Source organism: Chloracidobacterium sp., from assembly GCA_016716305.1.
Taxonomy (GTDB): domain Bacteria; phylum Acidobacteriota; class Blastocatellia; order Pyrinomonadales; family Pyrinomonadaceae; genus OLB17.
Map to the genome: position 1 here is coordinate 1869179 of JADJWP010000002.1, position 25648 is coordinate 1894826.

Consider the following 25648-nt stretch of genomic DNA (forward strand, 5'->3'; position numbering starts at 1 on the left):
TGCCATTTCTTATGTCGCGCCCAACAGTATGGAAAGACGTGGCGTAACCTTTACGATTAATCTACAAAATTCGAGGTAAGTATGACCCATCGTTCCCCCGAACGGCTATTTTGCCACCTTTTCGCTATCGTCTGTTTTGTTGTTTTTCCCGTTACTTTCGCCGCGCAGGACAAAGACTGGCGGCCTATTGCACCACAAGAATTAAGTGCTTCGACGGCGGTCGTAGAACAGGGAGCCGATGCCGAAGCTCTGTTCTGGGAGGTGAGGGTCGATGACAGTCAGGCTGACCAGTTGTCGCTTCGGCATTACGTCAGGATCAAGATCTTCACCGAACGCGGTCGCGAAGACTTTGCTCGCCATGACGTTGCGTTTACAAAGGGCACAAAGATCCGCGACCTCGAAGCACGCGTAACGACCCCGAGCGGCGCTGTTTCATACGTAAAGAAGGAAGACGTTCTGGAGCGAGATGTACTAAAGGTAAGCGGCTTTAAGGTCAGAGCTAAAACGGTGGCTTTTCCGTCTTTAGAGGTAGGCTCGATCATAGAATATAAATATCGCGAGGTGATCGAGGACGGCTCGGCGAACATGCGGCTCGTCTTTCAGCGCGAGATACCGATACGGAACATCTCGTACTTCGTCAAGCCATTTTCCGGAACGATGGGAATGGCGTACCAGCCGTTCAACGTCGGGAACACGAAATTTGAGAAAGAAAAAGATGGTTTCTTTCGTGCGACGATGTTGAATGTTCCGGCTTTTCGTGAAGAACCGAGCATGCTGCCCGAAGATGAGGTCAAATCATGGATCTACATCTATTACGTTCGTGAATATCCAAAGAATCCCGACGATTATTGGAAAACGATCAGCAAGAACGCATTTGAGGCCGCGAAATCGAGTTTCAAGCCGAGCGCTGAGGTAAAGCAGGCAACTGATACTCTGCTTGCCGGAGCCGCAACAGATGACGAGAAGCTGCGACGGATCTATCAGTTCACAAAGACCGAGATAAAGAACACGACCTATGCCGAGAACGTCACTGAAGAGGATCGAAAAAAGGTCCGCAGTGCAAAATCGGCAAGCGACACGCTAAAGCTCAAGATGGCAAGCGCCGGCGACGTTGACCAGCTTTTCGGCGCAATGGCCCGGGCCGCCGGTTTCGATGCCCGGATAGCTTTTTCCGGCAGCCGAAACGAATTGTTTTTCGATCGCAAGATCCCGATAGTGCGTCTCATGCTCAATTCATCGAGCGTTGCCGTCAAGGTCGGGGAAGATTGGCGGTTCTTCAGTCCGGCATCCTACTTTGTCCCCTACGGAATGATGAGCTGGATCGAGGAAGACCAGCTTGCGCTTATTTCCGACCCGAAAGAGTTGATATGGAAGCAGATCCCGCTTTCCGCGGCTGATAGATCGATGGAAAAGCGAACCGGCAAGTTTACGCTTCAGCCAGACGGAACTCTTGTCGGCGAAGGCCGGATCGAATACACCGGCCACCGTGCATTCGCGCAAAAAATGTCCAGTCGTGAAGATTCGCCGGCTGAACGCGAAACGACCCTTAAGAATATCCTCAGATCGACGATCCTCGGAACGACCGAGATCGAGAGCTTTACGATCGAGAATGTCAACGACCCTGAAAAGCCATTTGTCTACACATTCAAGGTAAAGGTTCCGGGCTATGCTTCGCGAACGGGACGGCGATTGTTCTTTCAACCCAATATACTGAAACGGAGCGCCCAGCCGCGATTCACCGCTAATGCGCGTAAGTATGACGTATACATTTCTTATCCGTACTCCGAGGTGGATGAATTCACGATCGATCTGCCTGCCGGCTTTTCACTTGAGGCCGGCGAGGTTCCCGCACCGATAAAAGACCCGCAAGGCATCGGTTCGCACGAGACCAATATCACCGTCGAAAACCAGGGCAGGCTGCTCCGGTATAAACGAAACTTCTCGTTCGGCAACGGCGGTTTCCTTCGCTTTCCGGCGCAAAGCTATTCGGCCGTAAAGAATTTGTTCGAGCTCTTTAACCGTGCCGATGTCCATCAGCTCACGCTTCGTGACGGTTCGGCCGGGGGAACGAACAACGAATAGCCGCGTCCAAAACTATGCAAGGCCGCGAGTGATCGCGTCACCGAGGCCTCGTTTTTTTTACACGATCGGAGGTATAGATCATGAAAAGAAGCTTGCTTCTGCCACTGCCGCTAATGGTTTTGACGCTTTTGTTCGTCAACGCGGTCGACGCTCAGAGGGCTCCCGCCTGGCTCGAACAGGCGGCTGCCCTTCCGACGCCGGCATTCACGATGAAAAATGTTCCGGCCGTGGTGCTGCGAAGCGAGCAGAGCATAACCATAAGCCCTGATGGAACGGTCGTCCGAACGGTAAGACATGCGGTCAGAGTGCTCGAACGTGAAGGCCGGATCGAGGCCGTGGCACGGGTGATCTACAGGACCGATTCTGACAAGGTCCGCGACCTTAACGCGTGGCTGATCAAACGAGCGGGAGAACCGAGGTCTTTCGGCAAGAAAGAGGCCATCGATGCCGCGTTGATGGACAATGACCTCTTTAACGAGGCACGTCGGCGGTACATCAATGCCAGCGGCGAAGCTGAGGTCGGCGACGTATTCGGCTATGAAACGACCACGGAAGAGAAACGCATCTTCAGTCAGTTTCAACATTTCTTTCAAGACGACATTCCGGTCATCAATTCGCGTTTCGTTCTGAAAATGCCGGCCGGTTGGCGTGCAGACAGCGTGACATTCAACGCCGCAAAGGTCGAACCGGTGGTCGCCGCTGACACTTATACCTGGGAAATGCGTGACCTTAAACCGATAAGTCCTGAACCGCGCAGCCCGAGATTCATGAGTCTTGTGCCGCGTCTTGCGGTCAGTGTATTCCCGGACCAGGCGGCGGTCACAAGGATGAAGACCTTTGCCAATTGGAATGAGGTCGCAAAATGGATGAGCGAGATCGAAGACCCGCAGATGACGGTCAACGACGCAATGGCCGCAAAGACGCAGGAATTGACCGCTGGCGCTAAGACCGAATTCGAAAAGATTCAGGCCATTTCACGTTATGTTCAGCAGATCCAGTACGTTTCGATACAGGTCGGGACCGGGCGCGGCGGCGGTTATACTCCGCGGTCTGCAACGGATGTATTCGCAAAGGCTTACGGCGATTGTAAAGACAAGGCAAATTTGATGCGGGCAATGCTGAGCCTTATCAATATTCCGGCATATATGGTCAGCATCACGGCCGACGATCCTTCGTTCGTCCGCGCCGAATGGGCATCGCCGCATCAGTTCAACCATTGTATCATCGCCGTGAAGATCGGAGATTCGACCGTTGCCGAATCGGTCGTCACGCACCCGTCACTCGGACGGCTACTGATCTTTGATCCGACCGATCCTTACACCCCGATCGGCGATCTGCCGGAAGACCAACAGGGCAGCCTGGCTTTGATCGACCACAAAGATACAACAGAGCTGATCACAATGCCGACAATGTCGGCCGATGCCAATAAGGTCGATCGGCAGGTCGAGGCCGTTCTCGGATCGGATGGTTCGATCTTCGGGAAAGTGACGGAAAAGACGATCGGGCAATCGGCTCGGCGGGAACGGGCACAGCTCAAGGGACTTTCCGCGGCAGATTACAATCGGGTCATCGAGCGTTGGATATCGCGGGGAGCGACAGGAGCAAAGACCTCGAGGATCGAGCCGCGCGATAACCACGCCGAAGGCAAATTTGACCTCGCGGTCGAATTTTCTGCAAACGGTTATGCCCAGGTGATGCAGCAGCGATTGATGGTCTTCAAACCTGCCATCGTCGGCCGTCTTGACCGTTTGTCGTTCAACGACGGCGTGCGTTCGAATCCATATATGATCGATGCGTCAGCATACAGCGAGAGCGTCACGATCAAATTGCCTGAGGGATTTGAGGTAGACGAAATGCCGGAAGCCGTTAAGCTCGAGACCGAGTTCGGACGTTTTGAGGCGACCTACAAAATAGTCGGCGGACATCTGGTCTTCAATCGGTCGATGAAGCTGAATCGAGCCACGATACCGGCGAACAAATACGAAACGGTCAAGTCATTCTTTGGCCGCGTTCACGCTGCCGATCAGTCGCCGGTGGTGCTGCTTAAGAAATAGACACCTGTGTAAAAACAAAACAGGGAGCCGGACGTGCCCGGTTCCCTGTTTTTTTATTGCCCCTGACTTCCTACTGTAACGGCATGCCGTTGGTGTCAAGGTAATTGATCTTGCCGCCCCAGCCGTCGATCTCCCGCAATTTGGGTTCAATAACGCTCTTGTCGCCGACGATCAGTATCGCCATCCTTTCCGGCTGCAGGTAACGGTTCGCAACACGGTTGACATCCGCGAGCGTCACGGCCTGGATCTTGCCGATATACTCATTGAAATACGAATCGGGCAACCCGTACACAACCAGATTTGCGAGCTGTGCGGCGACCTGACCGTTGGTCTCGAAGCCAGCGGGGTATCGCCTGATCAGGCTTTGTTTGTTGTAATCAAGCTCGGCCTGCGTTACCGGGATCGAACCGCGGATGCCGTTCAGCTCTTTCATGAACTCCATCACCGATTCTTTTGTAACGGCCGTCTGGACGTCAGCCGAAGCCTCGAACGGGCCTGCACCGCGTCGGAAACCCCAATTCGTCCGTGCGCCATAGGTATAGCCCTTGTCCTCACGGAGATTCATGTTCACGCGTGCCGAAAACTGGCCGCCGAGTATTGAGTTCATGACCGACAGCGGAAAGAAGTCGGGGTTATCGCGGGAAACACCTACTTGGCCGATCGAGACGACCGACTGTGCCGCACCGGGCTTGTCAATGATGTAGATACCCGGCTTATCGAACTCCTTTGGCTGTGGGACCGAGGCCGATGGCACGTCAGCCGGCTTCCAGTCCTTGAACGCCTCTTCGAGCTTTTTGGTCAATTCATCGGTCCTGAAGTCGCCAACGACGATGAGGGTCGAGTTATTCGGCCTGTAATATGTCGAGTAAAATGCCTCGATCTCGGCCTTTGTGATCGCCTTTATCGATGCCTCGTCACCCTGAAGCGAACGTCCATACGGATGGTCGCCGTAGAGCAGCTTGTTGTAAGCAACATTGGCTATCGCGTTCGGATTATCCTTTCGCTGAATGAAGCCGACCAGGTCGCGGCGGCGGCGGGTTTCGATCTCGTCTGCCGGATACGCCGGATTGACGATGACATCTGAAAATATCTCGAGCGCTTTGTCGAGATTTTTTGTCAACGTCTGGATCGACGCATTCGCCGAATCCCAGTTCGAACCTGTTCCGAGATTTGCGCCGATCGCTTGCAGCTGATTGGCGATCTCAACGGCCGATCGCGTCTTTGTCCCGTCATCGATCAATGCAGCGGTTAGATAAGCCAGCCCGCTTCGGTTCGCGGGGTCGGCCGATCCTCCGGCATTGACGACAAGATTCATCGAGATGATCGGCAACTCGGAGCTTCGAACCATCCAGACATTCAGACCGTTTGAAAGCTTTTGCTTTTCTATCGAAGGCAGTGTGAGCTTCGGATCGGCCTGTGGTTTAGGAAGGTTTGCCGAATAGTCGACCTTTTTGACGTCGTCTTTCTTCTGCGCCGTCGAGGTCGGCTGATTTACCGCCCCTCCGCGTTGGGATGCAGCTCTATCCTTTCGCGGAACGAACTGCATTACAAAGCGGTCGGGTGTCAAATACGTTTTCGCAACACGCTGAACATCGGCGGCCGTGACGCGGCGGTACCGATCAAGATCGGCCTGAAAATAGTTCGGCTTGCCAGTATAGGTCGCGTAGCCGTTGAGCGAATCTGCCTTTCCGAGGACGTTCTGCATTCCGAAGATGGTCTGGGCCTCGATCGAATTGATCGCCCGGTTCATCTCGTCAGCCGAAGGTGCCTCGCCCTTGATCCGTTCCAGTTCCGCGTTGATCTCTTTTTCGATCTCGTCAAGCGTCTTGCCCGGGCGTGCCGTCGATTGAACGATCACCATACCGCCGACCTCGAGCGCATAGTTGAATGAGGACGCATCTTGAGCCAACTGCTTACCGTAGACCAAATTGCTCTGAAGCCTTGAACCGCGACCGCTGGAAAGGATATAGGTCAGGATGTCGAGCGCCGGTTCATCCGCCGAATACGCTGGCGATCCGGTCCAAACCATGTAAAGCCGCGGCAGCTGCACCGAATCCTCATACGTTTTACGGACCTCGCCGTTAAGCTTGGGCATCGAAGGCGTTGGCCGTTTGATCGGTTCACCCGCCGGGATCGGGCCAAAGTACTTCTCGACCCATGCCCTTGCCTGTTTTTCGTCAAAATCGCCCGCGATCGTCAGCGACGCATTATTCGGAACGTAATATTGACGGAAAAACGCCTTTACGTCGTCCATCGATGCCGCCGAGAGGTCTTCAAGCGATCCGATCGTGGTCCAGTTGTATGGGTGATCTTTCGGGTGGATCTCGGCGAAAATTTTCTCGAATGCCGTTCCGTAGGGTTGATTGTCGTATCGCTGTCGGCGTTCATTCTTTACAACGTCACGCTGATTATCGAGTTTCTCCTGCGTCATCGCTTCAAGAAGCCCGCCCATTCGGTCTGCTTCCATAAAAAGAGCCAGCTCAAGAAAATTCGACGGCAACGCCTGGAAGTAGTTCGTCCGGTCAGGGTTGGTCGAACCGTTGATGGTCGCCCCAACTTCCTGAAGCGGCTTGAAGTAATCCTGATTATAATTCTTCGAACCCTGGAACATCATGTGTTCGAAGAGATGGGCAAAGCCGGTCCTTCCGACAACTTCGTTCTTCGATCCAACGTGATACCAAAGATTCACGGCTACGATCGGGGTCGATCTGTCCTCATGCAGGATAACCCGCAGCCCATTTTTCAACTTATATTCCTTGACCTTCAACGTAGGAAGCTGATCGGCCTTTTGCGCCGTGATACTCAGAGACGTCATTAGCGTGAGAGCGAGACAGCCTGCGATAATTCCTTTCAAACGCATTTTTAACTCCTTGAAGTTTGTTTAGATAAAGAAAGCGACACCTTCACAATTACTCGTAAAACCGCGAGCAATGAGAAGGTGGCGTCTGATTAAAATTTTTTACGAAGCTCAGCTGGTCGCAGTTTCAGTTTTCGCCAGAGCAGCGATCTTTTCACGGCTCGAAACCACAACACCACCTGGCTTTTCGATCGTCACTGCAAAGACCTTCGGGTCCTTTGTGACGAGCTTTGCCTTGATCGGGACGATCACCTCGCCATCAGCGGTCACGTCAAATACACCGCCGTCCTTCGGATGCGGCTCCAATTTGCCGTCCTCAAATATCCAGAGCTGATACGTTTCCTTCGTCGGATCGTTCTTCGGCAGCCCGCGAAAACGCATGTAGCCTTCCTGCTTGGCGTCGCTCCAGACAACATCGCCCGAGATCTCTTCGATCTCTTTGACGTTGCCTTTTCCCCAGTTCGCTCTCCGCACTTCGGCACCTGCTGCTATCAGAGCTTCACGAAGTTGGGCAAGCGATGGGGCAACAGACTGCGTCGCCGACGGCTTTGGACCCTCAGAAATGATCGTTTGCTGACGGGTCGTGAATATGTTTACCGCGAGAGCGACACAGGCAGCGGTCGCAACTGCCCATCCGAGCCAATTCCACATCGAACCCTTTGCTTCGGACTCGACCTGAACGGGACGTCTCGGAGCGGTAAAGATATTCTCTTCCACCGGATCAGCGGCAGCATTCGATCCGACAAAATTCATCGCGTTCGCTGCGATCTTTGACTCAAGATGAGCCGGCATCGGCTCGATCTTATCTATTCCGGCAAGGCTGATCATCGCCGCCGTCAATTCTAACGCTTGCGAATCCATACTGCTATCCGCATCCTCACCATACTTCGCGAGTTCGGCTGCTTCGGCATCGGTAAGGCCGAAAACCGCCTTGTTACAAAGAAGGTCGATCATCGCTTCATCCATATCTTTTTTCATACGGCGACCTCCTTCATAGAATCCGAACCGCCTAATCCTAAAACTTCCCTTGCTTGTAATAGTCCACGCCTTGCGTGGGTCTTAACCGTTCCCAACGGCATTCCGGTAGCGTCTGCGATCTCCTGATGCGACAACCCGTGGATGATCGACAACTGAAGCACCTGTCGCTGTTCAGGACGCAACAATTTCAAAGCCTTGAATGCCTCACTTGCTTCGACCATCGTCTGCATCTGCTTGTCGGCCCGGTCAGCAGGCTCAGCCAGAACGTCTTCTAACGAATCGGCAGAGATTCGACGCTGAGTGAACCGTATTCGGTCGATCAGCCGTCGCCTGGCGATCATCGCTATGAACGTTGTTTCGGACGATTGACCGGGGTCGAAACGCCCGGCATTCTTCCAAACATCGACAAATATCTCCTGAACTGCATCTTCCGCATCGTCAGAATTTCTCAACATTCGTCGCGCCAACGACCAGACTAGCCCGCCATAAGTCTTCAGGCACTCCTGAACGGCGTTCTGGTCTCCGCTGGCGATTCTTTTTAAGATAGCTTCAGCCACAGTATTCAAATCAGATCTGATACCTATAAGCTACCTTATTTCAACATTACCTGCCAAGTGCGCTCCGGCAACCCAGCGGCAAAAAGCTTCGGTCGAGGGCGTCGCTCATCGCGTTCGCTCTCAATCTAAGTCTTCGCAAAGAATAGAAGATCGGTTTCAAAACAGAACTTTATCGTGAGACCACGCGTGAGGTAATAAATACGGTGAGAAGCCCAAGCGTGGAAGCCGCCGATACGAGACAAAACTGACAAAAAGCGCCGATCACGAAACCCTGCAGATAAAGCAGCCATAACGTGACGGCCGACATGATCACGGCCTGTAAACCAAAAAGGTTCCAAGCCACGCGGTTTCCGAAGGCCGCGAGGATGGCCAACGAAAACGCCGCGAAATAAGCCGCCGCACCGATAGCGGCGATCGGGACCCCGGCGAATGCCGCATAGGCGCTCGTCAGCACCTTTTCACAGCCCTCGATCAAACTGCACGGGACCGGCTCGTCGGTATAGTGCTTTACCGTTAAGTAGACCGAATCGGCGAGGCCGACAAACGCGATCAACGAAGCGAGAACCGGCATTTTTGCGATTGGCTCAGCTGAGGTCTCGGTCAGGTCGAGGGCTTCGTTCATTTAGCGTTCGATGGAGCGGCAGGCGGTGGAGCCGCCGCATTCTGTATCTCTGCGTCGATCAGTCGGCGAAGCGAGGCGATGTTGATCTCCTGATAAGGGACCGCCTGCCCGTTGATAAAGACGGTCGGCGTTGACGTAATGCCCAATGCCCTTCCGCGGCTTATGTCCTGGTTTACCCTTTCTTTGGTCTGAAGCCCGGCGAGGTCGCTCTTGAACTTTTCCACATCCATGCCCAGGTTCGTCGCGTATTGGGCCCACAACTCACGATAATTGGGATTTCCGGTCCATGTTCCCTGATTTCGAAAAAGCTGATCCTGCATCTGCCAGAATTTGCCTTGTAATCCTGCTGCCTCGGTCGCTGCTGCAGCATCATACGATTTATCGTGGCCTGCGATCTGCAGCGGGTAATGGCGAAAGATGAAACGAAAATTCTTGTTTCCCGCATATGCCGACTGCAGTTCTTTCATGACCGGGTGCACGCTTGCACAAGCCCCGCACTGGTAATCGGCAAATTCCTCGACCGTCACGGCAGCTGTCGGTGATCCGAGCATATTGACGCCGACTGCCGCGCCGCTTGGTGCATTCACGGGGGCGGTCTGGGGCCGGGCGGCATTGGTCACACCGGCGCGGTTTGCGTCAGTCGCCGTTCGTGGTTTGCTCGACGTGTTGTAAAGCCATATCCCGCCCAATACGACCACGACAAAAGCGATCGCGATGATCGAAAGTGGGAGGCCTGAGTTCTTCTTAGCCTTTTTCGATTGGTTGTTTTTCTCTGTCATTGGTTATTTGACTGCCCTTAGAGGCTTGCGGCGCCCTTTACTCGAAACGGCATCCGCAGCCGCTTCTTTCGCCTTTTGATATATGCCGTCAGCATCGAGGCCGTATTTCGCCAATAGCAGCTTGGCATCGCCGTGCGTAACAATGCGGTCCGGCACACCCATTCTGACGATCTTGACGGTGTCCTGCAGCCCAAGAAGTTCGAGGGTCTCGATCACGGCAGAACCGAACCCGCCGGCAAGATAAGCTTCTTCGACCGTAACGATCACGCGATGAGTCTCGGCAAGTCGCCCGATCAGTTTTTCGTCGATCGGCTTTGCGTAGCGTGCATTGATAACCATCGCCTCGATGCCTTCCTTAGCGAGGCTGCCGGCCGCCTCGAGCGACGGATTGACCATCGATCCATATGCCAAGATCGCAATGTCATCTCCCTCGCGAAGAACTTCTGCTTTTCCGATCTCTATCTTTTCCGGTTTGCCCGAGATGTCTACGCCAAATCCGTTTCCTCTCGGGTAACGGATCGCGGCCGGGCCCGGATGATCTATCGCCGTAAGCATCATATCCCGCATCTCGGCTTCGTCCTTCGGGGCCATAAGTACGATATTCGGGTAACCGCGAAGATATGCTATATCAAGAAGGCCGTGGTGGGTCGGGCCGTCGGCACCGACGATGCCGGCGCGATCCATCGCAAATGTTACGTTCAGGTCCTGCAGGCAAACGTCATGGATAAGCTGATCAAAACCACGCTGCAGGAACGTCGAATAGATCGCCGCAACCGGTTTCATACCTTCACAGGCCATACCGGCACAGAAGGTCACGGCGTGCTGTTCGGCGATACCGACATCATAGGCCCTGTCCGGGAACTTCTCGAGTATCTTATCAACGCCGGTGCCATCGGGCATTGCCGCGGTCAAAGCGACAATGCTCTCGTCCCGTTCCATCAGTTCGCACATCGTCTCGCCGAAGACCTGCGTGTAGGTCGGAGCAGCGGCCGAACTCGATTTGTGCGGAAGACCGGTCTTCGGGTCGAACGGGCCCGTAGCATGATAGGCGTAATAATTCTTTTCAGGGTTCGGAAAGCCTTTACCTTTCGTTGTCAAAGCATGAACGATCACCGGCCCGTCGTCGACCTTTTTCGCCTCCTGAAGCGCCCGTACGAGCATCGAAACGTTGTGGCCATCGACATAGCCGATGTATTTGAAACCGAGTTCGTTGACGAGTGCACCGGGAAGAACCGCGGCGGCTATCGCATCCTTAAAGGATTTAGCCGCCCGTCTCAGCGATTCGCCAATACCCGGAACGCTTTCCAGAGCGTCGCCGATCTCTTCTTTCAAATGCTGGTAACTTTGTGCTTCTTTGATCCGGTTCAGGTAACCGCTTAACGCTCCTACGGCCGGCGCGATCGACATCTCGTTGTCGTTCAGAAGTACGATCAGCCTCGACTTGAGATGCCCTGCCTGATTGATCGCCTCCATCGCCATTCCGCCTGCAAGACTCGAATCGCCGATCAACGCGCAAACGTGAAAATCCTCGCCCTTGTGATCACGGGCGACGGCCATTCCCAATGCAGCCGAGATCGAGGTCGAGGCGTGGCCCGCGCCGAACGTGTCGTATTCCGATTCGTCGCGTCGTAAAAAGCCTGAAAGTCCGCCGTACTGCTTTATCGTGTGCAATTCGTCTCTGCGGCCGGTAAGTATCTTGTGTGCATATGCCTGATGCCCGACATCCCAGACCAAGCGGTCATTCGGTGTGTCGAAGACGTAATGCATCGCGACCGCAAGTTCGACGGCGCCAAGCGAAGCACCTGTGTGCCCGCCAACGCGTGAACAGGTATCGATAATGAACTGCCGCACCTCGTCGGCCACTTCCTGCAGGTCGTCGATCCTAAGTTGTCTGAGGTCTGCCGGCGAGTTTATCTCGGATAAAAATCTCATTGTTGTTCTACTTGTTGGAACTTCGTCCAAAGTCCGCATTTTAGCCTTTTGCACGTTGATTGTTCAATGTGCCGGCCGTATTTGTTTCGTCGCGAAGCCGCGTTCGGTTTACATTTCTTTACAAGAACTTTCGGCCAAACCTCACCGGGATTCATCCTAGTAATCGAGGGCGAAAGCCGAAATAAATGAAAAGAGGTAAAAAAATGTCATTAAGATCAAAATTCTTCTCGGGCGTGGCAGTGGCTGTCGCCGCAACAGCATTCTCGGTCGCCGGGATCGCCCAGGAAAAGGTGGAAAGATCGCCGGAGGCCGGCCAGAAGAAAGAGCGTATGCGTGGCGAAGGCTTCGGCAAAGGCATGCGCGATGGACACGGTAAGGGAATGCGCGGCGGGAAACACGGTGGTTTTGGCCTGCGCGGTATCGAACTTACCGAGGCTCAAAAAGAACAGCTCAAGGCGATCCGTGAGGCAAACAAGCCCGATCCGGCAATTCGCGAGGAAATGAAGACCATCATGATGGCTCGCCGCGACGGGACGATCACCGAAGAGCAAAAGGCCCGCGTCCAGACGCTTCGTGCCCAGCAGATGGAAAAGGCCCAAGCCGTACGTGCTCAGGTCGATGCCATCCTGACGCCGGAACAGAAACAGCAGATCGAAACACGAAAACAGGAGATGCGTCAGAAGATGGAAGAGCGCCGTCAGCAATGGCAGCAGCGACGCGAGGAATTCAAACAGCGGAAGGAAGCTGGCGAAACCAAACCAGCGGAAAAGCCGGCCATCTAGTTTACGAACGACGTCCTCCTAAAGACGACTAAGCGGGAGCTTCCACTCCCGCTTTTCTTGTTCGTTCAATCGGGGCGAACTCTCTCGCGAACCGACTCAGCGAGGCTTCGCCCGTTCTGTATTTCATACGCATGCCGAGTTTCGCTTAAACCGCACGCTGCCTGCGATGAAATTTCAAAGCGAAACAAAAAAGACAGCCGCAAGGGCTGCCTTCAATACTCCAATTCCTTTCCGTGCGGCCTCAGCCAATGAACATCTCGTCATCGAGATAGACACGGTCGATCTGTTTCGGCGAGGGTGCAAAAAGAACTTCGAGCCCTTTCTTCACGCCCGCCATGATCGCGGCTATCTCACGCGCCGGCTCGACGATCTTTTGCTGAACGAAATCGGTTGTGTTGGTGACCTGAAGATGCGTCCTGTCGATCGTACGGCTGACCATTTCTACCTTGTCTCGTGCGACCAGGGCGGTCGACCCGACGATGGTTCGCAATTCCGCGACTTCGTCCTTGATCAGTTCCGTCGATTCCGCAAGGTATTTTGTCGCAGTTGAAAGGTTGGCCGAGACCTCAGTAAAATGCACCGACATCTCTTTGCCCTGAATGCTGATCGCATCGACCTTAGCGATCAAGGGTTCGACCCTTTCTTCCAGACGATTCACCGTTCCGATAACGCGACGGACAATGACCGCAATGGCGATCAGAGAGATCGCCATCACAATAAAACACACCGCGATAACGATCGATGCGATCATCATCCAGAACTGCGGGTCATTCGCATTCATAGGTTACTTGTTTTCTTCGTCCTTCACCGGATAGCTCGGACGGCCTTCTGCGATCGATTTCACTTCCGTCCGGCGCTTTTCGGCCACATAAGCCTCTTTTCCGGCCTCGACCGCCGCGGTGAACGGGTTTGCCGTCCTTACGGCAGCCGCCCGCGCCTTTTCGCCGAGTTCCTCGGCCTTTTCCTGAGCCGTGTGGACAAATTCGGTCGCTTTTTCACGTGAAACTTCGTAATACTCGCCGGCTACCTCCTGCAGATGTGCTGCGGTCTCTTTGCCCTTTTCGAGTCCTTTACGAGTGGCATCGGCGATGTCTCCGCGGAGCTCTTGACCCGATTTCGGGGCGAAAAGCAATGCGATCACTGCACCAATGCCGCCGCCGATCAACAAATACGTCAACTTCGTAACCGCACTTGCCTCTTCTCTATCGTATTCGTGTCTCATATAAAATCCCCCTACACAACTATGTGTATTAAAAATACCTGGTTTTACCTGAAACTCAAGTATAGCAGATATTTGCCCTCCGTAACAATCGAAAATTCCCGAGTGTTCGCATCGATACTGGCGTCAAAATGCGGTTGCCTCGTTGATTTGTTACAATTTTTGTTTGCCGTTAAGCATTATGAACCGCGAACTTATAAGAAATTTTTCGATCATTGCCCATATCGATCATGGCAAGTCGACGCTCGCCGACCGCATTCTGCAACTGACCGGCGCCGTCGCGGACCGCGACATGGAAGAACAGCTGCTCGACGATATGGATCTCGAACGTGAACGCGGCATCACGATCAAGGCACACGCGGTCAGACTGGATTACAAGGCGAGCAACGGCAAGGATTATGTGCTGAACCTGATCGACACGCCGGGACATGTCGATTTTTCGTACGAGGTGTCGAGGTCGCTATCAGCTTGCGAGGGTGCGTTATTGGTGGTTGATGCGTCGCAGGGCGTCGAGGCTCAAACCCTTGCAAATACATATCTTGCTCTCGAGAACGATCTCGAATTGATCCCGGTTCTTAACAAGATCGACCTTCCGTCTGCCGAGCCGGAACGCATCAAGGAACAGATCGAGAGCATCATCGGCCTTGATGCGAGCGAGGCCGTCCTGACATCGGCAAAGACCGGCCTCGGGATAGGCGAGGTTCTAGAAGCGATCATTGCAAAGGTTCCGCCGCCAAAAGGCGATGAGAATGCGCCGCTCAAGGCTTTGATATTCGATAGCTGGTACGACAGCTATCGCGGCGTGATCGTGCTTTTCCGGATCATCGACGGCACGATCAAAAAGGGCACCAAAATAAAGTTCTTCAACACGGGACGAGAATACCTGGTAGAGACACTTGGCGTAAACCGCCCGCGGCCGACGCCGATCAACGAACTCGGCCCCGGCGAAGTAGGATTCTTGACAGCCTCGATAAAGACAGTTGCAGACGTTCAGATCGGCGACACGATCACCGAGACCGCTCGCCCGGTAGCGACGCCGTTTCCCGGATTTCAGGAAGTAAAGCCGATGGTCTTCGCCGGTCTTTACCCGACCGATTCGGCGCAGTACGAGGACCTTCGCGATGCAATGGAAAAGCTGCGGCTGAATGATGCGTCGTTCTTCTTTGAACCCGAATCATCGACGGCTTTGGGTTTCGGTTTCCGCTGCGGTTTCCTCGGCCTGCTGCATATGGAGATCGTCCAGGAACGCCTCGAACGCGAATTCAATTTAGACCTGATCACGACGGCGCCCGGTGTGCGTTATCGCGTGACGACGACCGACGGCGAGGTCGCCGAGATCGATTCGCCCGCAAAGATGCCCGATACTGGCCGCATTACCAAGATCGAAGAGCCATTCATCGAGGCGACAATACTTACCAACGACGAATTCCTCGGCGGCATCTTGCCGCTCCTCGACGAAAAACGCGGGGTCCAGAAAAAGTTCGAGTATATTACGACCAACCGCGTGATGCTGGTCTACGAATTGCCGCTGAATGAGATCGTCCTGGATTTCTACGACCGGCTGAAGAGCGTCTCAAAAGGATATGCCTCACTCGATTATCATCTGTCGGGTTACAAGGAAAGCAAATTGGTCAAACTCGACATTCTGGTCTCGGGCGAGCCGGTCGATGCGCTTTCCGTGATCCTTCATACGGCGACCGCGGCCGCAAAGGGCCGGTTGCTGACGGCGAAGATGAAGGAACTTATACCGCGGCAGATGTTCGAGGTGGCGATCCAGGCCGCGATCGGAAACAAAGTGATCGCACGCGAGACCGTTAAAGCCATGGGCAAGAACGTCATCGCAAAATGTTACGGCGGCGATATCTCGCGCAAGCGCAAATTGCTTGAGAAACAGAAAGAAGGCAAAAAGCGAATGAAAAAGGTGGGCCGTGTCGAAATACCGCAGGAAGCCTTTCTGGCCGTATTAAAAGTCAACGAGAGTTAGCAGTTCCATCGGTTGAATATGTTCGGTGATCCTGACGACGAATCAGTTTCTGACCGGCTTTGGGCATTGATCAAGGAAAAGCTCGGCATCATGGCTCCGGTATGGATCGTACCGCGGCCCGAGACCCTGACGATCTTTGATTATCGTCCCACGTTTTTGATGTTCCTTTCTGCGGCGGGTTCTTTGTTTTTCTCGGCGCTTTTCATGGTTTTTTTGGTCAAGATCGACTCGGTCATCGATTCGTTCGGGTTCTGGGTGATCGGGATTTTTGCACTTGCCTTACTTGTCCTTTCACTTCGGGGAACGATCCGCGAGGTATATTTCTTTGACAAGACGAAGGATAGCTACGCGTTCGTCCGACAGTTCATTTACCGTAAGGAGATCATCGAAGGTGCCCTAAGCCAATTCACCGGGGCCTACGTAAGGACGCAGACAAATGACGACAGCGAAACGTATTTTGTGATGTTGAAGCAGGAAGGTATGTTTCTCACCGGTGTTGCTGAACAAACGCTTCGCGAAGAGGTTCCGATCTTCAATTCATTCGACAGCGAAGCCCGCATCGCGAATGCCATCTCCTCGTTCTTAAACACCGGCAAGGACATGACAGACGGCAAATGATCTCATGTACCGCTTTTTGCATTGAGTGATGACGCTACTCGCCCGGGCGATACTGTCGCGTCACCTTGTCTTTTAGCTGCGACGGATAAAAGTAGACCTCGCGCAGGCTGCCGGTCGAATAGCGTTCGGCCTGGTCGTTGAAGTGCTTTGACCTTGGATCGCCACTTTCACCGCCGGCCGTGATCGCTTTAGCACGAACGGTCTTGCCGAACTCGACGACCGCTACAAAGCTGTTTCCGTAAGTTCCGTAGATCCTTTTCGTGCCCGAATTGCGGCGGGCGGCGTACGAGGCAAGCGAGCCAAAATTCCCCGAAACGAAACCGACCGGAATGCTCGGTTTTGCATCGTCGAATGGGTGAACGATGTCATTGGTCAAACGCTGAAAACGGTTTATCTCGCCCCACGGCGTCTGCCATTTTCCGAAATCCGCGGAGATCTTGTCTGAAACTGACACCAACGTTTCGAGCATTTGTTTTGGCGGTGCTTTTGTCGCAATAAATGCGTCGATCGGCATTGCTTCGCGCCGTGCTTCGGCGGCAACGGCACGGCCCATAGCCTCTCCCCAAAAGACAGCGAGCGAAGTTTCGACCGAGCCGGTCGACCAGCGAAAGTCCCATTTTCGCAGCAGCTTGATCTGCGCGTCGAGTCTGGCTTTGAGCGGATCGCCGGCGGGCAAAGCGTCCCATGCTTTCACAAGCGCCGGGATCGGTTTTTCGAACCAAGGCATCTGAGTGCTGTAAGCGGCCGCGTTCAGAGATTCGAGCGTGAAGTCGCTCCGATCCGCAAGCAAACGAATGGCGTGAATTCCGCGGGCGTTCTCAGTTCCGCTATCGACATAACGGGGAAAGTCCGCTTGTTTTAGGCTGCTCGCGCCGGCAGCTGTCCAAGGCCAGTTATTCGTGTTATAGACCCAGCCGCTGGCCGGATTGACAAGCGTGGGCGATTCCTCCATCGTCAGAAGTTTGCCCCAATCCGTCTCTGGATCGCTGCCGTCAACCGGTTTTGTCCAATCAAATTTATCATTACGGCGCGGAATGAAGTTCGGATGGAAATACGCGATGTTGCCGTCGGCATCGGCATAGAGCGTCGCGTTCGACGAATTAGCGTGCAGCTCCATTATCTTTTTGAACTCGGCCAAACTCTTCGCTTTCGTCCGGCCGTATGACTGCATCAGTGCTTCGACCGGTTTGTGCATCAGCGCGACCGTCACCCATTTGTTGCCCTCTGACCTGATGACCGGCCCGTGATGCGTTCGATAGGTCGTGAATGTCCGGTCGGCCATTCCTTCTTTTGTCTTGTATCGGATCGTGATCGCTTTGACCACCAGCGGTTTCTCGGCCGTACCATGTTTGTAATAATGTCTGCCGTCTCGTTTGATAACGGTCTCAAGATATTCATCGATCGCGTCGACATCGCTCGAGGTGTGCATCCAGCCAAGCCTCTCGTTGAATCCCTGATAGATGAAAAACTGTCCCCAGGTCGACGCGCCGTAAGCGTTCAATCCCTCATCGCTCGTCATCTGCAGTTCCGACCGGAAGAAAAAAGACGTGTGGGGATTGATCAGCAGCAATGCTTTGCCATCCTTCGTATTCTTGGGCGCGATCGCGATGCCGTTCGAGCCGAGCGGTTCAGGGAATGGATCGGGTTCGAGACTTGCGACCGACGCGCCGACCGAAGTGTCATAGAATGCGCGGAGCCGCTGAAGATCTATGCTCTCGATGTCGCCGCCGATACTGCCTTCACTAAAGGCAAGCGGCATCCACGGTTCGAAGCGTGTGATCACGCGCGGCTTTACGCCGGGGTTCTTTGCCAGGTAGAAGTTCAGCCCATCGGCCCATGCCGCCATCAGCTTCTTCAACCATTCCGGACTCCTCTCGAATTGTCCCTTTAACTCTACGGGATCGATAAAGATCTTCATGCGAAGATCGCTCCAGATCGCAGCCTCGCCTTCGGCCTCGGCAAGCCGTCCCATCGCATTCAAATAGTTTGTCTCGATGCGATTGAAATCGTCTTCGGCCTGCGCATAGATCGCACCGAACACAGCGTCAGCATCGGTCGTGCCCTTGACATGCGCGATACCCCAATCGTCGCGGGTAATGATGACATTTGCGGCGTGCCGTTCCCAACGATCACGGTCGCCGGCCGGCGCGGCAGCGGAGGTACCCGATAACAGAGCGAACGCAACAAAAAGAATGAGAGGGAAAAACAACGAGGATCGGGTGGGACGGCGCAGTAGATTCGACATTCTGACACTATAACGCCGGTCGCTGATCGAAACAACGAACCGAGGTTATTCTGATCAGCCGTCCTGCCGCGCCGTCTTCGCGGTCATTCTATTTTGCCGTGGCCCTTGCCTTCGGACGCGCTAGCCGGTACATCTCCCACGCGATCCGGTCGGCCAGACCGTCGTTGTAGAGGTCAGAATGCGTCTTTCCTTCGATGTATTCGATACGTGCGTCACTGCCGAGTTTCTTTAGCTCCGCATCAAGCAAACGAACCGATTCGTCAAGGTGAAAGGTGTCTGCAGTACCGACGATGATGTTGATCTTACCCTTAAGCTTTGGGCCAAGCGTCGCCCAATTCCTGCGAAGCAGGAGCGAGATATCGTATCTCTCCCATGCCTTTGCTACCTCGGGATCAATGCGGCCGGTGTCGATATCAAAAAGTTGCATCGGCTGGCCGTCTGGCCCTTTTGGACTGAAGACCGCGTTGAAAGCGCCAAATTGTCCTCCGTAGTAGCCGAGGACGCGTTCCCGCTGGGCGTACTGCCTTATCGACATGAGTTCGGTCCCTTTGTCTCGGACGAGATTGTAATCGCCGCCCTCCGGACGGAGGTATGCGTTTTTTGCGGTATAAATATCGGGTCCTGTAAAGTTGCGAAAATCAACCGGGTCAGGGGCGGTCGACCACGTTGCTCCGAAAAGATCAGGGTTTGTGACCATCAGCCAAAGCGTAGCCCAGCCGCCGGATGAATGGCCGGTAAGGAATCTGCCGGACGGTTTTGCGTCCATCCGAAATTGCTTTTCCAGATATGGGATAAGCTCTTTTGCAAGTGCTGTTCCCCACGGGCCATTGTTGGCGGAATCAGCCCATGTGTGATGCCCGAGCGACATTTGCGACTCGAGATATACATGGATCATCGGCGGCCGTTTACCCGAGGTCATATCAGCCGTTAACTGTGCCGCACCGCGCAAGGCACTAAAGCGCGTGCCTCCATAGCCTGTAATGTGGTAAAACACCGGATACCTTTCTTTCGAACCGTCATAATCGGGCGGCAGAAAGACCGCGGCTTTCATTAACACAGGACGTCCCCAAAATGCAGAGAGCAGCGAGCTTTCAAGATCGATCAACCGTACGTTAGCCGGAATGTCCGGCTTTCGTTCCGGGATCGACTTGTACAGTGTCAACTCGGCCATCGCCGTCGGCATAGCTGCTTTCACGACCTGGCTGTAAACATCGCCCGGTCCGGGGCCGTTGTAGGTGTAAGAATGGTCACGGTCGAGCAACGCGAATATCTGGTAAGAGCCTGCGTCTGCAGTAGAGAACGCCGACGGGAAGGAAAGCCGATCCGGATCGACGATTACCGGTTTTCCGGGCTCGAGATTGCGTATCTCAATACCCGAAACCCAAACCGCTTTCGGATCCCGCGAATTAACTCCAAAACCGTCGCTCGGCTTTCCGTCGTCCTTACGCATAAAGATCAGCAGCCGTCCGGAGAGAGGCTGGCCATCGGTTACTACCGACGGATCGACCTTCACGGTGAACTCAACTGCCATTGCCGCTGTCGCCGAAATCGCCAAAAGGACAGCTGAAATAATTATTGAAAAAATACGAAATCGGATCGGTTCATTCATATAGAAATGCTCCTCGCCTGCATCGGCCCTTCAACGCTGAACCAAGATCTGCAAAAGGGTGAAAAGTGGGGCCATTTAAGCCGTCACTTTTCACGCCGCCTTTCGATCTGAACGTGAATGCTATTACTTTTCGCGGCGATAACAGGTTTCGCCGGTACCATCGTTCAGGCAAAGCAACGTCGCTCCATAATCGTCCATCGTCTGCCTGAATTCAACCGTCTTCCTGACCGGCGTCTTTGCGGTCTGTTTGTTACCGCTCGCGGCGCAGGAATTCGTGCTCTTCCAAAAATCACGAGCCGGATCGAGGTCGATCGTCGAACCATCTACGCGGTACTTGCCGGTGATCTGATTGAACAAAGTAGATCTGCAGCTATACATTGTCGATTCCATATAACCGACAAACTCGTAACTTCCATTCGCGAAGAATTTATAGCTGAAATGACTGCCTCGCCCCGGACTTGTCGAGCCGGTCACACGATCTTTATATTGGATCGACCCGACACTACCGTTGGTCCAGGTGCCGACGAGTGCGGCATTTTGCCCGAAAGCAGAGATAACTTCGATCCCCACGATACCAACGAACATCGCGAGCCAAAACACCAAAGATAGATTTCGTTTCATAACAATAACTCCGTATAAGATTTCGGTGCGAAATGCCCCGCCGTCTCATTACGCGAGTTAGTTGAGAAAAACGTATCTTGGATGTTGAGGTTCGTTCTTTCGTCGGCCGTCAGGCGGCCGTGGCAGCGATCGCATTTGCCACACTTGCCTCTACGATCTGTCTGATCTCCTCGAGGTTGTCGTCGCTGTCGGCTTCGAAGCGAAGGACAAGGATCGCCTGCGTATTTGAAGCACGCACGAGTCCCCACCCATTTTCGAAGAGTATTCTCGCTCCATCGATCTTGATCACTTCATGGTCCCGCGAAAAACGGTCGGCGATCTTCGCAACGACTTCGAACTTTATCTCATCTGGGCAATCAACCCGAAGTTCAGGCGTCGAGAACGTTTCCGGAAGGTCGGCAAGCAGTTCGGAAAGTTTGGCTTCGGTCTTCGAAAGGATCTCGAGCACGCGGGCTCCGGCATAGGTTGCGTCGTCAAAGCCGAAATACCTGTCCGCGAAAAAAATATGGCCGCTCATCTCACCGGCAAGCACCGCCTCGGTCTCACGCATCTTTTCTTTTATCAAAGAGTGCCCGGCTTTCCACATTATCGGGTTGCCGCCGTGAGCTTCGATGTCATCAAAGAGCCTTTGCGAGCATTTGACCTCGGCAATGATCGTCGAACCGGGTCGTTCGTTGAGCACCGACCTCGAAAGAAGGACCATCAGTTCGTCGCCCCAGATTATCCGTCCGGTTTCGTCGATAACGCCGATGCGGTCTCCGTCACCATCGAAGGCGATCCCCAGGTCCGCTTCGAATTCGGGAACGGTCTTGATAAGGGTCGCGAGGTTCTCGACGACGGTGGGATCGGGATGGTGATTCGGGAATTCGGGGTCAGGTTTCGTGAACAGTTCGATCACGTCGGCTCCAAGGACCTGATAGATCGGTACGCCCGTGACGCCGCCCATTCCGTTCCCTGAATCGACGACAACCTTCAATTTTCTCGGGCCCATTGAAATGTTGTTGACGACATCAAGACAATATTCGTTCGTCACCGAAACCGCTTCAATGCTGCCTGAGCCATCGGCAAACGCCTTTGAGAGTGCGATCTCTTTGATCTCCTGGATCTGCGGGCCGAACAAAGCTGCTTTCCCTAGGCAGATCTTGAACCCGTTATGATCCGAGGGATTGTGAGAACCGGTGATCATTACGCCGCCGTCAACTTCTTTTGCGAAGACCGCGTAGTAAAGTACGGGCGTTGGGACCATGCCGATCTTCAATACGTCACAGCCGGAGGCATTAAGCCCGTTTGAAAGGATCTCGGCAAATCCGGCCGAACTCGCACGGGCATCGAACCCGACAGCGATCTTTTTCGCGCCGTATTTCTGAAAGAAAGTACCAATTGCGCGAGAGATGATCGCGACCGAATCGTCAGTCAATTGCTGGCCGACAACTCCTCGTATGTCGTATTCGCGAAAGATGTTTGTATCCATGATGGTCTGCAACGATTTTCACTCAAAGCGATGCTGGTCGTAAAGCCAGTTCCGCGTATTCTCACATTGAGCCCCGATCAGATGGCGGAACCCAAGGTCATGAAAGATGTTGCAGAGGCCGATATTTGCTATACTTTAAGCTTGCCGTGGGCAACATCAATCAATAAAGATGCATCGTATTCTGGGTTACAGCATCTAGCTCCGCGTAATATGAAATTCGCTTTTCGTCATTTCCTTATTTTCGTATTGGTTGTGATCGTTATATCGGTCACAGAGGGATATGGCCAGGTGCCGACACCGACTCCGCCCGATGACACCGACGCCGTCAAGACGTTCGAAGTACGTCTGCCGGTTACCGTGACCCGAAAAAAGAACGAGCTGATCTCAGGTCTGACCCGCGGTGATTTTGTGGTGCTGGAAGACGGTGTTCCGCAGGAGGTCACTTTTTTCAGTGACGAGAGATCAAACCCGCCTGTTTTCGTCGGTGTTTTGATGGATACGTCGCCGTCAACCAAAGGAAAGCTCGGTTTTTCGAAAGAAGCGGCCAAAAATTTTATTTATACGGTCACGCGATTGCGAAAAGACAAGGCGGCATTTATGACCTTTGATCATGAGGTCACGCTGCTCCAGGACTTTACCGACAAACTCGACCTGCTAGACCGTGCGGTCGACAAAGTGAATAAGACCGGATCTCAAACGTCGCTTTATGATGCGGTGTGGCAATTCTCAGATGAAAAGCTCCGAAACGTTCCGGGCCGGCGCGTGATCGTCATCATCACAGACGGTGATGACACATTCAGCAGGGCAGAGCTTCGAGATGCGATCGATATCGCCCAGCGAACCGAAACAACGATCTTCGGCATTTCGACCAAGGCCGGATTCCTGGGAACGGTTCCGGGAGTCGAGGCAGGAACGGTAAAGGATAAAGGCGACAAGTTCCTTACTCAGCTTTGTGAGGAGACAGGCGGCCAGGCATTTTTCACCGGCGACATGCTCGAGCTTGAACGGGCTTTCAAGCGAATATCAGAGGAGCTGAGATCGCAATATATCATCACTTACCGGCCCGCAAATCAAAATTACGATGGACGAGACCGAAAGATCGAGGTCAGGTTTACAGACGGGCAAAAGACGAAGGATTACAATATTCGAACGAAATCGAGCTATCGAGCGATTCGAGACAGCCTGAGATAAAAGGCGAATGCGTTCGGCAATAAAACGGTGTCTAAGATGTACAAATTGAAGTTTTTGATTTTTTTGGCAATATCTGCCGTTGCTCTAGGCTCGCTCGCCGTTGGATCCCGAAACGTCGGTGCCCAGCGACCCGATCAGCAAACACCAACCCCGACGCCGACACCGCCGATCGAAGAAGAAGAGGAAGTAATAAAGGTCGATACTGAGACCGTAAACGTACTTTTTACCGCTCAGGATCGTAACCGGAGATTGCTGCTGACATTGAAGCCGGAGGATCTGGAAGTTTTTGAGAACGGCCAGAAGCAGGAGATCTCGTCGTTTGCCCGGCAGGTGGATCTGCCGCTGAGCCTCGCGATCCTGATAGATACGAGCGGCTCGCAGGAGCGCACCCTGCCCGAAGAAAAGGCAGCGGCAATTTCGTTTTTAGATTCCGTGATCCGTCCGGAAAAGGACGAGGTTGCGGTTATCTCGTTCACCGGCGAATCGACACTAGAGCAGGGAATGACCAACAACATCACCCGTCTTCGGCGGGCGATCGACCGTGTGCGTTTCATACCTCCGTCCGGTTACATCGGAGGCGGTGTTGTGACGAGCGGCGGCAGGGTTCCGGGCACACCTCCGATTTCCGGCGGCAACCAGGTCATTCAGGGATCGACGGCGATCTGGGATTCGATCTGGGTCACGTCGGAAGAGGTTCTTGGCCCGGCGCCTGAAAAGACACGGCGCGCGATCATACTTTTGTCAGACGGAATAAACACCTACGGTAAGAAAAAGCTGGACGATGCGGTTCAGGCTGCCCAGCGTGCCGAAGCTGTGATCTACTCGATCGGTATCGGCGACAATTTTTACGGCGGTGTAGATGAAGGCACGCTAAAAAGGGTTTCGGAACGAACGGGCGGAAGGGCCTATTTCCCGCGTGACGAAGCCGAATTGCGGGCCGCTTTCAAACAGATCCAGGACGAAATGCGATCACAATATCTCGTCGCTTATGAACCGAGCAATCAGACCTTGGATGGTTCGTATCGGACGATCGAGATAAAGGTCATTAACCCGGAATTGCAAAAGCAAAAAGTTCAGGTGACCCACCGAAAAGGCTACTTCGCAAAATCCCGGAATCGAAAATAAAACGGCAGTAAGGCCCTCTCGCACTCAAACCCACCCAAAGGACCAGGGGCATCGTTCACGCAGCAAGCAATTAAGCATGCGGGCGGATGCCCTGTATTCGCTCAAATAGCCAGATAGATCATCGGTCGATGATCTGTATCGGTGACCCCAGTCATTAATGCCGCGTTCGGAAACGATCACCCGATCATCGGCCATGAAGCTCCCGATGCGGTCGGCATCGTTAGAGATCATTGCCTTTGCCCATTCTTCGCCAAGTAAATTCCGTTCTTGTATGGCCTGATCGTCGATGTTAATTACGATCGCTCTAGTCTTTCCAGCCCCATGGCGGCGGCGGAGCCTTGATCTCTTTCGTCAGGTCGAACTTGATGCTGAAATAACGTTCGGATCCCATTCGCCGCAGATTGTAGGTATAATGCTGGCCCGGGACGAGGTCGATCCACCAAACGTTCGTTGCGGCCGCGGCGATCACATCGACCGTTTTCTGGTCGGCAGGGAACATTTGTCTCGTGGCCATTCCGTCGCTTACCGTCCAACCGCCATACATTGTTACCGCGTCCGGTTTGCCGTCCTCGTGACGATGGTCGTGACGCAGCTCGATACGGTCGCCTTTGCGAGTGAGCACCCATGTACGCGATCGGTCATCCCCGACCATGAAAGGTATTCTGATCCGGTCCTTTTCACACGCTCGGACATGCATGACAAGAGTCTTGTCCTTGAACGTGGTGTCATCGGCGGGAGCCGCCGCGACACTTCCGGCAAACGCTTTGCCGCAGAGTTTTTGCAGTTCTTTCCAAAAGACGTTCATACCCGGTTCGGGCTTCGGTGTCGGCTGCGGCATGGTTTGAGCGTTGCCTCTTTCGGCATACATAAAAGCAACCACCACCAATGCGAACGAAAATTTGATCAGATGTTTTATTTTCAT

At 53.8% G+C, this 25648-nt stretch carries 21 protein-coding genes; 7 read left to right on the top strand and 14 right to left on the bottom strand.

Annotation, left to right across the window (positions count from 1 at the left end; genetic code table 11):
* Window positions 1-81: 81 nt before the first annotated feature.
* Window positions 82-2082: a DUF3857 and transglutaminase domain-containing protein gene (locus IPM28_10335; GenBank protein MBK9173387.1), complete on the top strand. Its 2001-nt coding sequence runs from the start codon at window positions 82-84 to the stop codon at window positions 2080-2082.
* A gap of 80 nt (window positions 2083-2162) precedes the next feature.
* Window positions 2163-4136 carry a DUF3857 domain-containing protein gene (locus tag IPM28_10340; protein MBK9173388.1) on the top strand — a complete coding sequence of 658 codons (1974 nt, stop codon included), beginning with the start codon at window positions 2163-2165 and terminating at the stop codon, window positions 4134-4136.
* A gap of 70 nt (window positions 4137-4206) precedes the next feature.
* Here IPM28_10340 and IPM28_10345 read toward each other — a convergent pair whose 3' ends face one another.
* The 6 genes from IPM28_10345 to IPM28_10370 all read right to left on the bottom strand — a co-directional run bounded on the left by IPM28_10345 (window position 4207) and on the right by IPM28_10370 (window position 11861).
* Window positions 4207-6996 carry an insulinase family protein gene (locus IPM28_10345; protein ID MBK9173389.1) on the bottom strand — a complete coding sequence of 930 codons (2790 nt, stop codon included), beginning with the start codon at window positions 6994-6996 and terminating at the stop codon, window positions 4207-4209.
* Between the two features lie 108 nt (window positions 6997-7104).
* The gene (locus tag IPM28_10350) at window positions 7105-7971 is read right to left on the bottom strand and encodes an anti-sigma factor (GenBank protein MBK9173390.1); all 867 of its coding nucleotides are present in this window, start codon (window positions 7969-7971) and stop codon (window positions 7105-7107) included.
* Window positions 7968-8528: a sigma-70 family RNA polymerase sigma factor gene (locus IPM28_10355; GenBank protein MBK9173391.1), complete on the bottom strand. Its 561-nt coding sequence runs from the start codon at window positions 8526-8528 to the stop codon at window positions 7968-7970. Before IPM28_10355 ends, IPM28_10350 begins: the two co-directional genes overlap by 4 nt.
* A gap of 169 nt (window positions 8529-8697) precedes the next feature.
* Window positions 8698-9150 carry a vitamin K epoxide reductase family protein gene (locus IPM28_10360; protein ID MBK9173392.1) on the bottom strand — a complete coding sequence of 151 codons (453 nt, stop codon included), beginning with the start codon at window positions 9148-9150 and terminating at the stop codon, window positions 8698-8700.
* Complete coding sequence (locus tag IPM28_10365) at window positions 9147-9929, bottom strand: thioredoxin domain-containing protein (GenBank protein ID MBK9173393.1); 783 nt, start codon at window positions 9927-9929, stop codon at window positions 9147-9149. The genes IPM28_10360 and IPM28_10365 overlap by 4 nt, the downstream gene beginning before the upstream one ends.
* Before the next feature lie 3 nt (window positions 9930-9932).
* The gene (locus IPM28_10370) at window positions 9933-11861 is read right to left on the bottom strand and encodes a 1-deoxy-D-xylulose-5-phosphate synthase (GenBank protein ID MBK9173394.1); all 1929 of its coding nucleotides are present in this window, start codon (window positions 11859-11861) and stop codon (window positions 9933-9935) included.
* Window positions 11862-12064: 203 nt separating this feature from the next.
* Here IPM28_10370 and IPM28_10375 point away from each other — a divergent pair, with 203 nt between their 5' ends.
* Window positions 12065-12643: a Spy/CpxP family protein refolding chaperone gene (locus tag IPM28_10375; protein ID MBK9173395.1), complete on the top strand. Its 579-nt coding sequence runs from the start codon at window positions 12065-12067 to the stop codon at window positions 12641-12643.
* 241 nt (window positions 12644-12884) lie between these two features.
* On the opposite strand, the gene IPM28_10380 is transcribed toward IPM28_10375, so the two are convergent.
* Entirely contained in the window at window positions 12885-13424 is a 540-nt protein-coding gene (locus IPM28_10380) for a hypothetical protein (protein ID MBK9173396.1), read from the bottom strand.
* Window positions 13425-13427: 3 nt separating this feature from the next.
* On the bottom strand, window positions 13428-13865 hold the full coding sequence (locus IPM28_10385) for a YtxH domain-containing protein (protein MBK9173397.1): 438 nt from the start codon (window positions 13863-13865) through the stop codon (window positions 13428-13430).
* Between the two features lie 178 nt (window positions 13866-14043).
* On the opposite strand from IPM28_10385, the gene lepA reads away from it, so the two are divergent.
* A complete protein-coding gene (gene lepA / locus IPM28_10390) occupies window positions 14044-15846 on the top strand; it encodes an elongation factor 4 (GenBank protein MBK9173398.1) in 1803 nt (600 codons plus the stop codon).
* Between the two features lie 18 nt (window positions 15847-15864).
* Complete coding sequence (locus tag IPM28_10395) at window positions 15865-16464, top strand: hypothetical protein (GenBank protein MBK9173399.1); 600 nt, start codon at window positions 15865-15867, stop codon at window positions 16462-16464.
* Window positions 16465-16498: 34 nt separating this feature from the next.
* On the opposite strand, the gene IPM28_10400 is transcribed toward IPM28_10395, so the two are convergent.
* The 4 genes from IPM28_10400 to IPM28_10415 form a co-directional block, all read right to left on the bottom strand.
* A complete protein-coding gene (locus IPM28_10400) occupies window positions 16499-18709 on the bottom strand; it encodes a penicillin acylase family protein (protein ID MBK9173400.1) in 2211 nt (736 codons plus the stop codon).
* An 88-nt stretch (window positions 18710-18797) separates the two neighbouring features.
* Window positions 18798-20240 carry an enterochelin esterase gene (locus IPM28_10405; GenBank protein MBK9173401.1) on the bottom strand — a complete coding sequence of 481 codons (1443 nt, stop codon included), beginning with the start codon at window positions 20238-20240 and terminating at the stop codon, window positions 18798-18800.
* 201 nt (window positions 20241-20441) lie between these two features.
* Complete coding sequence (locus IPM28_10410) at window positions 20442-20939, bottom strand: hypothetical protein (protein ID MBK9173402.1); 498 nt, start codon at window positions 20937-20939, stop codon at window positions 20442-20444.
* A gap of 109 nt (window positions 20940-21048) precedes the next feature.
* Window positions 21049-22410 carry a phosphomannomutase/phosphoglucomutase gene (locus IPM28_10415; protein ID MBK9173403.1) on the bottom strand — a complete coding sequence of 454 codons (1362 nt, stop codon included), beginning with the start codon at window positions 22408-22410 and terminating at the stop codon, window positions 21049-21051.
* Between the two features lie 210 nt (window positions 22411-22620).
* Here IPM28_10415 and IPM28_10420 point away from each other — a divergent pair, with 210 nt between their 5' ends.
* Both IPM28_10420 and IPM28_10425 read left to right on the top strand, forming a co-directional pair.
* Complete coding sequence (locus IPM28_10420) at window positions 22621-23601, top strand: VWA domain-containing protein (protein ID MBK9173404.1); 981 nt, start codon at window positions 22621-22623, stop codon at window positions 23599-23601.
* Between the two features lie 63 nt (window positions 23602-23664).
* Window positions 23665-24726, top strand: coding sequence for a VWA domain-containing protein (locus IPM28_10425; GenBank protein MBK9173405.1), 1062 nt, complete (start codon window positions 23665-23667; stop codon window positions 24724-24726).
* A gap of 24 nt (window positions 24727-24750) precedes the next feature.
* Here the strand turns inward: IPM28_10425 and IPM28_10430 are convergent, their stop codons facing one another.
* Together IPM28_10430 and IPM28_10435 are read right to left on the bottom strand one after the other, a co-directional pair.
* Window positions 24751-24957, bottom strand: a complete 207-nt coding sequence (locus tag IPM28_10430; GenBank protein MBK9173406.1) for a hypothetical protein — start codon at window positions 24955-24957, stop codon at window positions 24751-24753.
* A gap of 73 nt (window positions 24958-25030) precedes the next feature.
* Window positions 25031-25648, bottom strand: a complete 618-nt coding sequence (locus tag IPM28_10435; GenBank protein MBK9173407.1) for a hypothetical protein — start codon at window positions 25646-25648, stop codon at window positions 25031-25033.

Bases quoted from the DNA above. Each gene is read 5' to 3' on its own strand.
- IPM28_10335 (MBK9173387.1), top strand. From the start codon at position 82: ATGACCCATCGTTCCCCCGAACGGCTATTTTGCCACCTTTTCGCTATC.
- IPM28_10340 (MBK9173388.1), top strand. From the start codon at position 2,163: ATGAAAAGAAGCTTGCTTCTGCCACTGCCGCTAATGGTTTTGACGCTT.
- IPM28_10345 (MBK9173389.1), bottom strand. From the start codon at position 6,996: ATGCGTTTGAAAGGAATTATCGCAGGCTGTCTCGCTCTCACGCTAATG.
- IPM28_10350 (MBK9173390.1), bottom strand. From the start codon at position 7,971: ATGAAAAAAGATATGGATGAAGCGATGATCGACCTTCTTTGTAACAAG.
- IPM28_10360 (MBK9173392.1), bottom strand. From the start codon at position 9,150: ATGAACGAAGCCCTCGACCTGACCGAGACCTCAGCTGAGCCAATCGCA.
- IPM28_10365 (MBK9173393.1), bottom strand. From the start codon at position 9,929: ATGACAGAGAAAAACAACCAATCGAAAAAGGCTAAGAAGAACTCAGGC.
- IPM28_10370 (MBK9173394.1), bottom strand. From the start codon at position 11,861: ATGAGATTTTTATCCGAGATAAACTCGCCGGCAGACCTCAGACAACTT.
- IPM28_10375 (MBK9173395.1), top strand. From the start codon at position 12,065: ATGTCATTAAGATCAAAATTCTTCTCGGGCGTGGCAGTGGCTGTCGCC.
- IPM28_10380 (MBK9173396.1), bottom strand. From the start codon at position 13,424: ATGAATGCGAATGACCCGCAGTTCTGGATGATGATCGCATCGATCGTT.
- IPM28_10385 (MBK9173397.1), bottom strand. From the start codon at position 13,865: ATGAGACACGAATACGATAGAGAAGAGGCAAGTGCGGTTACGAAGTTG.
- lepA (MBK9173398.1), top strand. From the start codon at position 14,044: ATGAACCGCGAACTTATAAGAAATTTTTCGATCATTGCCCATATCGAT.
- IPM28_10395 (MBK9173399.1), top strand. From the start codon at position 15,865: ATGTTCGGTGATCCTGACGACGAATCAGTTTCTGACCGGCTTTGGGCA.
- IPM28_10400 (MBK9173400.1), bottom strand. From the start codon at position 18,709: ATGTCGAATCTACTGCGCCGTCCCACCCGATCCTCGTTGTTTTTCCCT.
- IPM28_10405 (MBK9173401.1), bottom strand. From the start codon at position 20,240: ATGGCAGTTGAGTTCACCGTGAAGGTCGATCCGTCGGTAGTAACCGAT.
- IPM28_10410 (MBK9173402.1), bottom strand. From the start codon at position 20,939: ATGAAACGAAATCTATCTTTGGTGTTTTGGCTCGCGATGTTCGTTGGT.
- IPM28_10415 (MBK9173403.1), bottom strand. From the start codon at position 22,410: ATGGATACAAACATCTTTCGCGAATACGACATACGAGGAGTTGTCGGC.
- IPM28_10420 (MBK9173404.1), top strand. From the start codon at position 22,621: ATGAAATTCGCTTTTCGTCATTTCCTTATTTTCGTATTGGTTGTGATC.
- IPM28_10430 (MBK9173406.1), bottom strand. From the start codon at position 24,957: ATGATCTCTAACGATGCCGACCGCATCGGGAGCTTCATGGCCGATGAT.
- IPM28_10435 (MBK9173407.1), bottom strand. From the start codon at position 25,648: ATGAAAATAAAACATCTGATCAAATTTTCGTTCGCATTGGTGGTGGTT.